We start from the raw sequence: 13,286 nt of genomic DNA, 5'->3' as shown, positions 1-13,286 counted from the left end.
TTGGTTTACTCTTCGTACCACCAAGTGACGGGCATCCAGTCGACGCCATCGCCATAGATCGGGAAGTCGGTGGAGAACTTCATTGTCTTGTCATGCGCAATGCGGCCCACGGTGAAGTTCCAGAAGGGGATCACATAGCGGCCTGCGGTGAGCACGCGATCCAGCGCGCGCGTGGCGGCGACGAAGTCGTCTTGCGTGCGGGCTGTCAGCATCTCGTTGATCAGACCATCGATGGCTTCGGATTTCACACCCATCCAGTTGCGCGACCCTTCGGTGTCCGCGGCGGCTGAGCCCCAGTAGAGGTTTTGTTCGTTGCCTGGCGACAGGGATAGGGACCGGCGGTAGTAGGTCATGTCAAAGTCAAAAGCGGTCTCGCGCTCTTTGTATTGCGCGTTGTCGACGGTGACGACGGTGGCTTTGATACCCAGACGTTCCAGAGCTTTGGCGTAGATGTCTGCGACTGCGCCTGCGTCCTGGAAACCGCTGCCCGATTGCTTCATCAGGATTTCAAATTCAAACGGCTCGCCGTTTGGCTGGGTCATGACGCCGTTTTCGACGGTGAAGCCTGCGGACATCAAGAGATCCATCGCTTTGGCCACATTGGCGCGGTTGCGCTCGGAGCCGTCAGAGACGGGCAGGGTGTAGCCCTCGATGGTGCCTGCTGGCACACTATCGGCATAGGGCGCGAGGTAGTCGGCGACGCGGCCGGTGGCTGCTCCGTCCTGTTTGGACAGGACCGAGTTGCTGAAGTAGCTGGTGATGCGCGGCTGGCGGCTTTTGGTCATCGCGTCGTTGACGAATTCAAAGTTGAACGCATGCATCAAGGCATCGCGCACGCGGATATCGTCAAAGGGTGCGCGGCGGGTGTTCATGACGAAGCCAGTAATCCCGGATGGCTTTTCATGAGTGATTTCAGATTTCACCACATCGCCCGCCTCAGCACGGGGGAAATTGTAGCGGCTCGCCCAGTTCTCGGCGTTGAACTCGCGCACAAAGGAAACTTCGCCTGCCTTGAAGGCCTCAAACAGCACGTCGCCATCGCCGTAGTGTTCGATCTGGATCGTGTCGAAGTTGTTTGTGCCGCGCCGCAGGGGCAGATCCTTGCCCCAGTAATCTGGATTGCGGGTCAGGGTCACATAGCGGCCCGCCTCGAAATCTGTCACCACATATGGAGAACTTGTGATGGGAATATCTTCAAGCGTGGAGTCATTGATGTCGCGGCCGTCCCATTGTGCCTTTTGCAGGATCGGGCGCAGGCCGGCGATCAGGGCAAGCTCTCGGTCGTCCACGTTGAAGGTGAGACGGACAGAGCGGTCTCCGGTTTGCTCGATGGAGCCAATCTTGCCCCAAAACCCGCGATAGCGTGGGTGGCCGACGGTGCCCAGCGTTTCAAAAGACCAGATGACGTCCTCGACTGTCACAGGGCTGCCGTCTGAGAACTTGGCCTCAGGGCGCAGAGTGAATTCGACCCATTCGCGGTTCGGGCCGGTTTCGATGGTCTCGGCAAGCAGGCCATAAAGCGCAAATGGCTCGTCGCGGTTGCGGCCCATCAGGCTTTCGACCGCAAAGAAACGCAACTGCCACGGGACTGAGCCTTTGCGAATGTACGGATTAAGCGAATCGAATCCCCCGGTATTGGCTGTGACGATTCGGCCACCTTTGGGCGCATCGGGGTTCACATAGGGGAGTGAGACGAAGTCCGGACCCATTGCAGGCTCGCCATACATGGCAATCCCATGTTTTGGCTCTGCAAATGCGCTCGGAGCCATTAAAACAAAGGCGATCGCCGTTGCTTTCTTAAGGAACGCGCTGATTTTCACTGGTCGCATTGGTTAAACAATCCCTGTTTGCCTTTTATGATTGATGCCAGCCTACATGGGATTCCAGTCATATCAAACTTTTAGCTTGGACTCTCAGCCAGAGATTGCTTATAAAGAGGGCACTGCTCGATAGGTTTCTTGCCTGTATGAAACCTGCCTCAATAACTTTACGCCCGCTTCGTGCGGGCGTTTTTTTTGGTCTTGAGGTCTGGCAGCGTCATTTTCCCGTAGGACTACCCGGTCGCGAAATTGCGACTTATGTTGCGCGTGCAAAGTGCTATGTTGCATCTGCGAAATCGTGAATGACTTGGGTATGAGGAGAGCTGCCATGAGCTTGAACGGAAAAACGGCTGTAATTACAGGGTCCAATTCAGGCATCGGCTTGGGCGTTGCACGAGAGCTGGCGCGGGCGGGTGCAGATGTGGTGCTAAACTCTTTCACCGACCGCGACGAAGATCATGCGCTTGCAGCAGAGATTGGCAAAGAGTTCGGCGTGACTGCGCGCTACATCAAGGCCGATATGTCCAAGGGCGATGAATGCCGCCAGCTGATCGCCGATGCAGGCAAATGCGATATCCTTGTGAACAACGCTGGCATCCAGCACGTCGCGCCGATTGATCAATTTCCGGTAGAAAAATGGGACGCGATTATTGCGATCAATATGAACTCTGCCTTTCACACAACGGCCGCGGCTTTGCCTTTGATGCGCGCGGCAGGCTGGGGCCGGATTGTGAATATTGCCTCGGCCCATGGTTTGACGGCCTCGCCGTTTAAAGCGGCCTATATTGCGGCCAAGCACGGCGTGGTGGGCATGTCCAAAACCGTGGCGCTTGAAACCGCGCAGGAGCCGATCACCTGTAATGCGATCTGCCCGGGCTATGTGCTGACCCCGCTGGTAGAGGCGCAGATTCCTGACACGATGAAGGAATACAATATGAGCCGCGAGGATGTGGTGAAGAACGTCATGCTTACGCGTCAGCCGTCCAAAGAGTTTGCGACGGTGGAGCAGTTGGGTGGCACGACGGTTTTCCTCTGTTCTGACGCCGCAGCACAGATTACGGGCACGACGATCTCTGTGGATGGTGGCTGGACCGCGCTTTAAAGCGCGGTTTTTGGATATTTTTGGCAAGAGAAAGACTGGGCCGTGGTGCGCATAAATCTGGCATTGCAAGGTGGCGGGGCACATGGCGCCTTTAGCTGGGGCGTGCTGGATGTGCTGTTGCAGGTGCCTGAGGTAGAAATTGCTTCGGTTAGTGGCACGTCTGCAGGGGCGCTGAATGGTGCTGCGCTGAAATCTGGGTTGGCGCTTGGCAGCCGCGCGGCGGCTTTGGACAATCTGGAGTGGCTCTGGTCCAAGATGGGCGCTTTGTCAGGCGGCGGGTTCACGGATTGGTTGGCGGGCTTTGAGGCGGATACGATTGCGCAGGGTCTGGAGTATTCACCGGGCTATGTGATGAGCGATCTGGCCTCGCGGTTTTTCTCGCCCTATGCCTATGGGCCGTTTTACAGCCATCCGTTGAAGCCGTTGATTGAGTCCTTTCACTATGACCGGATTTGTGGCGAGGCAGGCCCGGATCTGTTTGTCTGCGCCACAAATGTGCGCACTGGGAAGGCAAAGGTTTTCACGGGCGGCGATGTGTCGATTGACGCGATCCTCGCCTCGGCTTGTTTGCCGACCGCGTTTCAAGCGGTTGAGATCACAGATCCTGAGAGTGGCGTCACGGATGCCTATTGGGATGGGGGCTATACCGGCAATCCGGCGCTGTGGCCTTTGTTTCGCAAGGATCTGCCGGACGACATCGTGATCGTGAATATCAATCCGATTGAACGGGGTGAGACCCCGAAAACACCCGCTCAGATCCAATCGCGGATGAATGAGATCAGCTTTAACAGTTCGCTTTTGGCCGAGTTGCGCGCGATTGCCTTTGTGAAACGGATGCTCTCCGAGGGTACGCTGCAACACGGGCAGATGAAGGACGTGAATGTCCATATGATCGCGGATGATGAACTGATGAACGATCTGAGTGCCGCGACCAAGATGGTGCCGATCCCGTCGATCCTTTCGCGGTTGAAAGAGGCCGGTCAGCGCGCGGCGATTGCGTTTTTGGATGAGAATTTCGACAAGCTGGGCAAAACCAGCTCGGTCGATCTGCGGGCTATTTACGGCTGATCTGACGGCAGCTGGGTTGGGTCTGCGCCGTTGGGATAGACGAGGCCTGCCGAGATCACGAGTTTCGCCGCATCTTCAACCGACATATCCAGTTTGATCACGTCTTTTTCTGGGAAAAACAGCAGAAAGCCTGAGGTCGGGTTCGGCGTTGTGGGCACAAAGACGGACAAGAGCTGGTCGTCTTCGCCCGCGGCGCGCTTGTTGATTTCGCCTTTGGCCGACGTCGAGACAAAACCAATCGCCCAGATGCCTTTTCGCGGGTATTCGATGAGGCAGGCCTCTTCAAAGCTGCGGTCTGACTGCGCGAAAACGGTTTCGGCGATCTGTTTGACGCCCGAATAGATCGAGCGCACCACCGGCATCCGCAGAACCAGATTTTCCGCATAGCTGATCAGCGAGCGGCCAATCAGGCCCTTGGCGATCCAGCCCACCAGAACGGTGAACAGCAGGAAAATAACCACACCGACACCGCGAATATTGATGCGGACATCTTCGCCGATCCAGCGATTATACATCTCATCGCCAATGACCCAGCGCACGAGGTTATCTGGTTGGTAGAAATCCGGCACAAAGGGCAGAACAAAACTGTCGACCCAGCCTATGAACGTCCAAAAGAGCCAGATCGTAAAGCCGACAGGCATGATCACAACTAGGCCCGTCAGGAACGACGACCGCAAGCCGCCGATCAAGCCGGGGCGCTTAGGTTGGTTTGGGTCGTCAAAAGGCGTGGTCATGCGGATCGCTCGTGGGGCTTTCTTAAGCTTTAGCGCTAAATAGGCAGAATCTTAAGGGGCTTCAATAACGCTGGGTCACTTGGTCCCGGATCGTGCTTATTCCGCCGATAGGCTGCTGATTTCGGTGGCGATCTGGGCCGCGATGCGGGCGTTGTTCAGGACAAGCGCGATATTGGCGGTCAGGGATTTACCCTCGGTCGTGTCAAAGATTCGTGACAAAAGGAAAGGCGTGACATCCTTGCCTGCGATGCCCTGCGCGTCTGCGGCCTCGGTGGCCTCTTTGATGATTGGGGCGAGGGCGTCTGCGGCGATTTCGTCGGCCGCGGGGATGGGGTTCGCAATCAACTGGCCTCCGGGCAGGCCCATTTCTGCGCGCATCACATAGGCTTTGGCGATCTCGGCAGGCGAATCCAAGCGAAGAGGGGCTGGAAGGCCGGATGAGCGCGACCAGAAGGCGGGAAAGTCGTCTTGGCCAATAGCGATGACCGGCACCCCCTGGGTTTCCAGAACTTCCAGCGTTTTGGGAATGTCGAGAATGGCTTTCGCCCCTGCCGCCACCACAGAAACAGGTGTTTGCGCGAGTTCCATGAGGTCGGCCGATATATCAAAGCTCTGGTCTGCGCCTTTGTGGACGCCGCCGATGCCGCCTGTTGCGAAAACGGAAATGCCCGCAAGATGTGCTGCGATCATGGTCGCGGCAACGGTTGTCGCGCCATTGTGGCCAGCGGCCATACAGACGGGCATATCCGCGCGAGAGACCTTCATGACGTCTTTGGCTTGCGCCAATTGTTCCAGTTGGGCGTCTGTGAGGCCAATCAAGAGCTCTCCGTCCAAAATTGCGATGGTCGCAGGGATAGCCCCCTCGGCACGCACGGTTGCCTCGACCTTCCGCGCGACCTCGACGTTTTGCGGATAAGGCATGCCGTGGGTGATGATCGTGCTTTCAAGCGCCACAATCGGTTGGCCCGCGGCCTTGGCGGCTGCGACGTCCTCAGACAGGGTGAATAGGGTCATTTAGGGGTTGCCTCCAGAGACATAAATCGCCGCGGATTGAAGCGCGCGAGACAGGGCGTCTTCGCGGGACGCTCCGGTTTTTTCGGCAGCAATATGCGCCGCCATAAAGGTATCGCCTGCGCCGGTGACACGAGTCACAAGGACTTCGGGCGGGGTTTGGCTGAGGATGCCGTCGGCGGTGCCGTCGCTGCAATCCTTGCCGCCATCGGTTACAAGTGCGCGTTTCGCACCGCGCGACAGGAGCGCTGCGGCGGCGTCGCGACTGGACTCGAACTCTTGCTGACAGAGCAGCCCGGCTTCTTCGAGGTTCACATAAAGCGTTGCGCGGGTGTGGTTGAGGAAAGGCACAAGGCGCTCGGCCTTGCCGGGGCTTGCGGGGGCGACACGCAGGTCGGCTTTGGCAAAAGCAGGGCTGACGGCGATGTTTTCAAGCAGGCGTTGGGTCAGGTTGCCATCCAGCGCGATGTAGCCGTCATAGGGCGCTTCATCGCTGCCAAGGGTGCCGTCCATCAGCGGGCGAAGAATCTTATCTCCCGCCGCTTCTAAAGAATGCGCGTCTGCAATGGCTGCGATCAAGCCATTCGCGCCTTCGACCGCCATATAGCTGTCGGTCGGCAGGTCATCTGAGAGATAAACATAATCCGTGCCGGTACCGAGCTCCTTACAGGCCTGCAAAAGTTCCTCACCCTCAGCGTCGCGGCCAATAGAGGTCAGCAGGGCCGGTCTCATGCCAAAACGGCTGAGGGTCATGGCGATATTCATCGCAACGCCTCCGGGCAGGCGGGTGATGCGGCCGGCCACGTCAGAGCCTTGACGCATATGCACGGGCGCGCGGCCAATGATGTCCCAAAGGACCGAGCCGATACAAAGAATGTCGTGTGAACTGTTCATATGCTGCTTGTCGCGAGAAACGCGAGCCGGTGCAAGAGCCTACTGCGGCACTGCGAATGTCAAAGCGGCCCAAAGCGTTTCCCATTTGACCGTCTTAGGCGCGGCGACGCGGTCGAGCGTTTTCTGAGCAGGCGCACGAAGCACAACGGAATCAATGAGATAGCGGTGACCTGCAAGAACTGGGATTGTGACCTTGCCGTCTTGATCACTGCGCAAAAGCGTTATCGTCACCTGGCCTTCAGGGTCCATTTGAAAGACCTCTATCTGAGCATCCGCTCGCGGCCCGCCCTGATAGAGCAACTGGACGTTCAAACCATCCGAGACGTCATCGGTATAGGGGTTCTCAAGCGCCACAAATTCGGTCGCCATTCCCATGGGTTGATCCTGCCCCGCTCCCGATCCAATCGCGACCAGAGCCTTCGCGTGGCGGCTGTAGGCTTCTTTGAACGGGTATTCCATCGTGGCAAGATCCACAGGCAGATCCTTGTGGTTCACGAAATCCGCGAACTTTTCAGGTTCCCGATAATTGACAGTAGAGGGCGCGGCCTCGGTGATCAAAACCATCAGCCCGTCCTCGACCGCAGTTTGCGTGATCGCCGGGACATCGCCCAGTCGACCCTCGATGGGAAAAATCATATCGCTGATCTTCGCTTCGGCGCGGTCGACGCGTTTGTCAAACCACGCGAGCGTGCCGCCACGAAATTCCTGCCCATTTACAAAATCCGCTTGGATATTTTCCCCAACTTCTACTTGATATTTTTCCGGAGCAATCCAAAACTCATGTGCAAAGGCCGCCGGGGCGGCGAACAACACAGACTGACAGATCAACAGGGCAGCAATACGCATGAAATCTAACTCTTTTACTTCTCTAATTAAGCTGAAGCTATTGGCGGTATTGTCAATGCTGATGGCGATCACCTTTGCGCAAGCGCATGAAACCAATCCAACGATTGCGGATCTTTCGGTGGAGGGAACTGCTTTGACCCTAGAGCTGCGCCTGAATGCCGAGGCGTTTTTGGCGGGGATCGATTTGTCCTCTGTGTCAGACACAGATGAGGCGGCACAGGCTGCGGATTATGACGCATTGCAAGCCTTGCCAGGTTCTGAGATCGCGGAGATGTTTCGCGCCGGAAGCGCTGCGTTTCTGTCTGGCGTCACGGTTGCGGCTGACGGTGCACCTGTTGCTTTAAGTTTGAGTGACATCCAAGTCAGCGCCGAGGCCGTTCCTGAGGTCGCTCGGTTGGGGCTTGCTGTTCTGAGTGGCGCAATCCCTGCGAATACCCAAGCGATCACAGTGACTTGGGGCGAAACCTACGGAGACCTCGTTCTGCGCCAACAAGGCGTTGAAGCCCCCTTCACGGGGCTACTCGAAGGCGGGCAGACCTCCGAGCCGATCCAGATTGGAGGCGGCCAAGAGCTGAGCGGGTGGCAGACTTTTGTCGCCTATATTCCCGTTGGGTTTGATCACATTCTGCCAAAGGGGCTCGATCATATTCTGTTCGTCTTGGGTCTGTTCTTCTTTAGCCTGCGTATGGGGCCGCTGCTGTGGCAGGTCACGGCCTTTACGGCTGCGCATACCGTCACACTGGCGCTTGGGGCGTTGGGCTGGGTGGTTGTGCCCGGCAGTATTGTCGAGCCGATCATTGCGGCCTCGATTGTCTATGTGGGGATCGAGAATGTGAGGACCACAGAACTGACCAAATGGCGGCCGATTGTGATCTTTGTCTTTGGCCTGCTGCACGGGCTGGGGTTTGCCTCGGTGCTGGGCGAGTTTGGCTTACCAGCAGGACAGTTCATCCCCGCCTTGATCGGGTTCAATATCGGCGTAGAAGTCGGTCAGCTGACCGTGATCGCTCTGGCGTTCCTAGCTGTGGGGCTCTGGTTTGGCCAAAAATCATGGTACCGCACCATGATCGCAGTGCCTGCCTCCATGGTAATTTCGGCGATCGGGATCTATTGGGTGATTGAACGCACTCTGCTTTGAGTGCGACTTTCAAGTCTAGTTGTAAGAGTTTGAAGTAAGGGGATAAACTCCCTTACTTCATGCGCTCGATAAAGGCCTGCAACTGCGCCGCCGGATCCTCGGCGCGCCAGATTTCTTCTCCGATCCCGAAGAAGTCCGTGATCGGTGCGAGCGTGCGAATGATCTCGGAATTAAGGTCGCCTTCGGCCACAACCGGCACTTCGATCATCTCTGACCACCATGCGAATAACTCTGGCTCGGCGATGCTGCCATCGCCCAGAGGGGCCGACCCCACAGGTCCGAAGGCAACGTAGTCCGCGCCGCTTTCTCCGGCGGACATACCGTCGTGGCGTGAGGCCCCGCAGAAGGATCCGACAATCGCGTCATCGCCCAGATCCTTGCGGATTTTGCGAATGCTGCGCGCGCCGTCCAACAAATGCACGCCGTCCAGGCCAAGACGTTGAGCCAGCAATACGTGCTCGCTCATGACCAGAGCGATATCGCGGGGATAACAGACCTCGCGGATTGCATCGGCAGCGCGGCTGAGGCGGTCTTCGTCTCGGGTGGCCAGTGCGACGCGCACGCAAGCAATCTCGTGGGAATCCAAGACTTTGGCGAGTTGATTGGGGTAAGTGCTCAGTTCAAACTCTGGCGGGGTGATCACATAGATCTGCGGGAGGTCTTGCTCGGCCATGACGCGTCTTTCCGTTCTGTTTCGCGCTCTATAGCGCGGATTTTGCGGCTTGGCTATCCAGCACTATTTCGCGGGCATGGCCCCGACGTAGGCCTGCGCGAGCGCAAGCATCTTGTGGCGGCGCGCATCGTCGCCAAGAAGGTCGTCTTCGACATCGATAAATCCCGCCATGGGACGGCCTGTGAAATCCATAGGCCGCGCGCCTTCGATGGCGAGCGCCTCGGCCTCCAGCTCTTTGCCGACTCGGAACATGCCACCGTTTTTGTGAACGCCGCAGAGCATATTGCCGTTCAGCATAAAGCAAAGCCCGCCAAACATGCGCTTTTCGGAGATATTGACCGTGTGGGCCAGATCTTCGCGCAGAATCTCTACGAGGCCTTCATCGACTGCCATGATATCTCCTTTGTCTGCGCCTATGGCTAAGCCTGAGTTTTGAGTATTTTTGGCAAGATGAAAAGGGCGTGGGTTGTTTGCACCCTTTGGCCACGCTAAGAGCGAGCGGATTTTGACAGGAGAGCCTGATGCCAAGTGAAACCCCGCAACCGGTCATGGTTTTGGTGCGCCCGCAGATGGGGGAAAACATCGGCGGGGCCGCGCGGGCGATGTGGAATTTCGGGTTGGACCGGATGCGGATCGTCAATCCGCGCGACGGGTGGCCGAACCAGAAGGCGATTGCCATGTCCTCGGGGGCTGGGCGGTTGCTGGATGAGGCGCAGATCTGTGCCTCGACGGCTGAGGCGGTTGCGGATTGCACCTATGTCTTTGCCACGACGGCGCGGTCTCGGGATTTGACGGTGCCGGTGATGACACCAGAGCACGCGATGACTGTCGCGCGCGAGAAAATCGCGGCAGGTCAGAAGGTTGCGGTTCTTTATGGGCCAGAACGGGCGGGGCTTGAGAATGACGATATCGCTTTGGCAAATGCGGTCATCAATGTGCCTGTGAACCCGGAATATGCCTCGCTGAACCTCGCGCAATGCGTTTTGTTGACGGCCTATGAGTGGATGCGTGGTGCGGCGGACGTTGCGCCGGAACGCATGTCGATGGCCGGCAGCGATTGGGCCAGTCAGGGCGACGTGGACGCTTTGGCACGGCATTTTGAGGATCGGTTGGACGAGGCGGGGTTCTTTTTCCCGGAACCCAAAGCCGAAGGTATGAAGATCAATCTGCGCAATATGTGGTCGCGCTTTCCCATGACCCGCGCCGATATCCAGATGCTGCATGGGATGATGCGGCAAATGGTGCGCTGGAAAGACCGCAAAGACGATTGAGCGCACTTGAAGCCCTACGCTCAGCGACCTACTCTCTGGCGAAATAAGATCAGTTGAGGATCCAGCGATGAGCGAGAAGCGCAGCATCTTTGAAGAGGTTGGCGAAAAGGCCGATGTGGCGGTGCCGGCAGGGGGCGTGATCGATCAGGCGCCAAAAGGCGCGCGGCGCGGGATCCGGATTTGGCTGGGCATTCTGTTTGTGATGGTGGTCATGATGATCGCCGTGGGGGGGCTGACACGGCTGACGGATTCCGGTCTGTCGATTACCGAGTGGAAGCCTGTGACCGGGGCTGTGCCTCCCATGTCGGCTGAAGCCTGGCAGGTCGAATTCGACAAATATCGCGAGATCCCCGAATATCAGTTGCAAAACAAGGGCATGAGCCTGGCCGAGTTCAAAGTTATCTACTGGTGGGAATGGGGACACCGGCAGCTTGGGCGTACTGTGGGGCTTGTTTGGGCTCTGGGTTTCCTGGGTTTCGCAGTGACGCGCAACATTCCGACGGGTTGGGCGCGTCGTTTGTGGACTGTGGGGCTCCTGGGCGGTCTACAAGGTGCGATTGGCTGGTGGATGGTGTCCTCGGGCCTGTCTGGAGACCGCTTGGATGTGGCCTCCTATCGGCTGGCGACCCATCTGGGGCTGGCCTTTGTGATTTTGGGCGTGTTGGCGTGGTACATTCTGTTGCTGTCGCGGCCTGAGAAAGACTTGATGCAGGCGCGACGCGGCAAGGAAGCCAAGCTCTATTCTCTGTCCACCGGGCTCTTGCATGCATGCTTTGTGCAGATCCTTTTGGGCGCGTTGGTTGCGGGCATTGATGCGGGGCGTACGTTCACCGATTGGCCGCTGATGGCGGGCGGGGTCTTTCCGCCGGACGCCTTTGGTTTGACGCCATGGTGGAGCAACTTCTTTGAGAACCCCGGGCTTGTGCAGTTCATTCACCGCATGTGGGGCTACCTCTTGGTGATCTTTGCGGTTGTTGTCTGGCGTCGCGCGCGAGGATCTGCGCATGGGGCGACGCGGTTTGCGTTTAATGCGGTGATGGCGGCATTGGCGGTGCAGATCGTGTTGGGCATCGCGACGGTTCTCTATGTCGCGCCTTGGCAGTTGGCGATTGTGCATCAGTTGATGGCGGTTCTGGTCTGGGTGCTGATCCTGCGGGCGCGCTTCCTATCTTTCTATCCGATCTCTACTTCTATTCGTGAGGCGTAAATGAGTTCTTACAATGATTTGATGGCGTTCCAGCGCGAAACTCAAGCACTGGGTCAAGTGGCTGGGCGTTTGGGTTGGGATCAGGAAACCATGATGCCCCGTGGGTCTGCGCCGCAACGGGCTGAGGAAATGGCCGCGATGGAGACGGTTTTACATGCGCGCCGGATCGATCCTCGGGTGGCGGAGTGGATTTCCTCGATTGATGCATCAGACCTGGACGAAACAGGGCAAGCTCAGTTGCGCGAAGTGACGCGCAGCTATGAGCGGACGCAGAAAGTGCCCGTGGAGCTGGCAAGCCAGCTCGCGCGGGTGACGTCTAAGGCGCAAGGTATCTGGGCACAGGCGCGGGCGGACGAGGATGTGGCAGCCTTCCTGCCGATCCTTGAGGAAGTGGTGAATTTGCGTCGTCAAGAAGCCGAGGCACTGGCAGCGGGTGGTGATCCCTATGATGCGCTTTTGGAAGACTATGAGCCCTATACTCAGGCTTCAGAAATCGCTGCGATCTTTGACGCGATGCGACCGCGACTGGTAGCTTTGCGAGGCGCGTGTTTAGAGGCTGAAGCACCTGCGGCCTTGACTGGACATTTCCCCGAAGCCGCGCAGTTGAAACTGAGCCACGAGTTGGCGGCGGCCTTTGGCTATAGGTTTGACAAAGGGCGTATCGACAAAGCCGTGCATCCGTTCAGCTCGGGATCGGGCATTGATGTGCGGATCACAACGAGGGTGGATGAGGCCGACCCATTCAATTGTTTTTACTCGACAATTCACGAAGTCGGGCATGCCTGTTATGAACAAAATATCTCTCAGGACTATCTGCTGACGCCATTGGGGCGTGGCGTGTCGATGGGAGTGCACGAAAGCCAGAGCCGGATTTATGAGAACCAGATCGGGCGAGGGCGCGCCTTTACCGGGTGGCTATTTGAGCAGATGCAAGCCGCGTTTGGAGACTTTGGGATTACCTCGGCCGAGGAGTTCTATCGCTCGGTCAACCGTGTGAAGCAGGGTTATATTCGGACCGAGGCGGATGAGGTGCAGTATAACCTGCATGTCATGTTGCGCTTTGGGCTGGAGCGCGCGTTGATGGCGGGGGATCTGCAGGTGGCTGATCTAGAGGCTGCTTGGAATGATCGCTTTGAGAGCGACTTTGGCTATGCGGTCGATACGCCGTCTAACGGTGTGTTGCAGGATGTGCATTGGTCGGTGGGGCTCTTTGGGTATTTCCCGACCTATTCCCTGGGCAATGTCTACGCGGGCTGTTTGAATGCGGCGATGCGGGCTGCCGTGCCGGATCTGGATCAGCAGTTGGCGCGGGGGGATACCTCGGCTGCAACAGGGTGGCTGGGTGAGAACCTGCAGCGGCATGGTGGATTGCGCAAACCCGTTGATACGATCATGCATGCAACCGGATCAGAGGTGTCGCCTGAGCCATTACTTGACTATCTTGAGTTTAAGTTCGGTGAGATATACGGCCTGTAATGCGCTGATATAGAATTGAAAAAGCCCCGGGGAGATCCTCGGGGCT

13 protein-coding genes are annotated in these 13,286 nt (G+C 57.6%); 6 read left to right on the top strand and 7 right to left on the bottom strand.

All coding sequences use genetic code 11. The features are described from left to right. Positions 1-5 precede the first annotated feature (5 nt). A complete protein-coding gene (locus tag WG622_RS03120) occupies positions 6-1,829 on the bottom strand; it encodes an extracellular solute-binding protein (RefSeq protein WP_339402242.1) in 1,824 nt (607 codons plus the stop codon). A 319-nt stretch (positions 1,830-2,148) separates the two neighbouring features. On the opposite strand from WG622_RS03120, the gene WG622_RS03115 reads away from it, so the two are divergent. Together WG622_RS03115 and WG622_RS03110 are read left to right on the top strand one after the other, a co-directional pair. Then, positions 2,149-2,922 (top strand): 3-hydroxybutyrate dehydrogenase, encoded by a 774-nt coding sequence (locus tag WG622_RS03115; RefSeq protein ID WP_339402241.1) that lies wholly within the window; start codon positions 2,149-2,151, stop codon positions 2,920-2,922. 42 nt (positions 2,923-2,964) lie between these two features. Beyond that, on the top strand, positions 2,965-3,990 hold the full coding sequence (locus tag WG622_RS03110; RefSeq protein WP_339402240.1) for a patatin-like phospholipase family protein: 1,026 nt from the start codon (positions 2,965-2,967) through the stop codon (positions 3,988-3,990). On the opposite strand, the gene WG622_RS03105 is transcribed toward WG622_RS03110, so the two are convergent. From WG622_RS03105 to WG622_RS03090, 4 genes are all read right to left on the bottom strand, one after another. After that, positions 3,981-4,724: a DUF502 domain-containing protein gene (locus WG622_RS03105; RefSeq protein WP_339402239.1), complete on the bottom strand. Its 744-nt coding sequence runs from the start codon at positions 4,722-4,724 to the stop codon at positions 3,981-3,983. The two genes, WG622_RS03110 and WG622_RS03105, sit on opposite strands and share 10 nt — an antisense overlap. 96 nt (positions 4,725-4,820) lie before the next feature. Next, a complete protein-coding gene (locus tag WG622_RS03100) occupies positions 4,821-5,738 on the bottom strand; it encodes a pseudouridine-5'-phosphate glycosidase (RefSeq protein ID WP_339402238.1) in 918 nt (305 codons plus the stop codon). Beyond that, positions 5,739-6,629: a PfkB family carbohydrate kinase gene (locus WG622_RS03095; protein WP_339402237.1), complete on the bottom strand. Its 891-nt coding sequence runs from the start codon at positions 6,627-6,629 to the stop codon at positions 5,739-5,741. It lies immediately after the preceding gene. Positions 6,630-6,668: 39 nt separating this feature from the next. Then, positions 6,669-7,475 carry a DUF4198 domain-containing protein gene (locus WG622_RS03090; protein WP_339402236.1) on the bottom strand — a complete coding sequence of 269 codons (807 nt, stop codon included), beginning with the start codon at positions 7,473-7,475 and terminating at the stop codon, positions 6,669-6,671. On the opposite strand from WG622_RS03090, the gene WG622_RS03085 reads away from it, so the two are divergent. Further along, the gene (locus WG622_RS03085; protein ID WP_339402235.1) at positions 7,474-8,613 is read left to right on the top strand and encodes a HupE/UreJ family protein; all 1,140 of its coding nucleotides are present in this window, start codon (positions 7,474-7,476) and stop codon (positions 8,611-8,613) included. The genes WG622_RS03090 and WG622_RS03085 overlap by 2 nt on opposite strands. Positions 8,614-8,665: 52 nt before the next feature. Here WG622_RS03085 and WG622_RS03080 read toward each other — a convergent pair whose 3' ends face one another. Continuing rightward, entirely contained in the window at positions 8,666-9,286 is a 621-nt protein-coding gene (locus WG622_RS03080; RefSeq protein ID WP_339402234.1) for a thiamine phosphate synthase, read from the bottom strand. Positions 9,287-9,349: 63 nt separating this feature from the next. After that, the gene (locus tag WG622_RS03075; RefSeq protein ID WP_339402233.1) at positions 9,350-9,679 is read right to left on the bottom strand and encodes a TfoX/Sxy family protein; all 330 of its coding nucleotides are present in this window, start codon (positions 9,677-9,679) and stop codon (positions 9,350-9,352) included. A 128-nt stretch (positions 9,680-9,807) separates the two neighbouring features. Here WG622_RS03075 and WG622_RS03070 point away from each other — a divergent pair, with 128 nt between their 5' ends. From WG622_RS03070 to WG622_RS03060, 3 genes are all read left to right on the top strand, one after another. Beyond that, on the top strand, positions 9,808-10,557 hold the full coding sequence (locus WG622_RS03070) for an RNA methyltransferase (RefSeq protein WP_339402232.1): 750 nt from the start codon (positions 9,808-9,810) through the stop codon (positions 10,555-10,557). A gap of 67 nt (positions 10,558-10,624) precedes the next feature. Further along, entirely contained in the window at positions 10,625-11,764 is a 1,140-nt protein-coding gene (gene ctaA, locus WG622_RS03065; RefSeq protein WP_339402231.1) for a heme A synthase, read from the top strand. After that, the gene (locus WG622_RS03060) at positions 11,765-13,240 is read left to right on the top strand and encodes a carboxypeptidase M32 (protein ID WP_339402230.1); all 1,476 of its coding nucleotides are present in this window, start codon (positions 11,765-11,767) and stop codon (positions 13,238-13,240) included. The last annotated feature ends 46 nt before the right edge of the window (positions 13,241-13,286 follow it).

It is taken from the genome of Cognatishimia coralii (assembly GCF_037478305.1).
Taxonomy (GTDB): domain Bacteria; phylum Pseudomonadota; class Alphaproteobacteria; order Rhodobacterales; family Rhodobacteraceae; genus Cognatishimia; species Cognatishimia coralii.
This window is presented reverse-complemented; position numbering and strand designations above follow the sequence as displayed.

Excerpts from the sequence above, each read along its gene's own strand:
- WG622_RS03120 (WP_339402242.1), bottom strand. The coding sequence starts at position 1,829 with ATGCGACCAGTGAAAATCAGCGCGTTCCTTAAGAAAGCAACGGCGATC.
- WG622_RS03115 (WP_339402241.1), top strand. The coding sequence starts at position 2,149 with ATGAGCTTGAACGGAAAAACGGCTGTAATTACAGGGTCCAATTCAGGC.
- WG622_RS03105 (WP_339402239.1), bottom strand. The coding sequence starts at position 4,724 with ATGACCACGCCTTTTGACGACCCAAACCAACCTAAGCGCCCCGGCTTG.
- WG622_RS03100 (WP_339402238.1), bottom strand. The coding sequence starts at position 5,738 with ATGACCCTATTCACCCTGTCTGAGGACGTCGCAGCCGCCAAGGCCGCG.
- WG622_RS03095 (WP_339402237.1), bottom strand. The coding sequence starts at position 6,629 with ATGAACAGTTCACACGACATTCTTTGTATCGGCTCGGTCCTTTGGGAC.
- WG622_RS03085 (WP_339402235.1), top strand. The coding sequence starts at position 7,474 with ATGAAATCTAACTCTTTTACTTCTCTAATTAAGCTGAAGCTATTGGCG.
- WG622_RS03090 (WP_339402236.1), bottom strand. The coding sequence starts at position 7,475 with ATGCGTATTGCTGCCCTGTTGATCTGTCAGTCTGTGTTGTTCGCCGCC.
- WG622_RS03080 (WP_339402234.1), bottom strand. The coding sequence starts at position 9,286 with ATGGCCGAGCAAGACCTCCCGCAGATCTATGTGATCACCCCGCCAGAG.
- WG622_RS03075 (WP_339402233.1), bottom strand. The coding sequence starts at position 9,679 with ATGGCAGTCGATGAAGGCCTCGTAGAGATTCTGCGCGAAGATCTGGCC.
- WG622_RS03070 (WP_339402232.1), top strand. The coding sequence starts at position 9,808 with ATGCCAAGTGAAACCCCGCAACCGGTCATGGTTTTGGTGCGCCCGCAG.
- ctaA (WP_339402231.1), top strand. The coding sequence starts at position 10,625 with ATGAGCGAGAAGCGCAGCATCTTTGAAGAGGTTGGCGAAAAGGCCGAT.
- WG622_RS03060 (WP_339402230.1), top strand. The coding sequence starts at position 11,765 with ATGAGTTCTTACAATGATTTGATGGCGTTCCAGCGCGAAACTCAAGCA.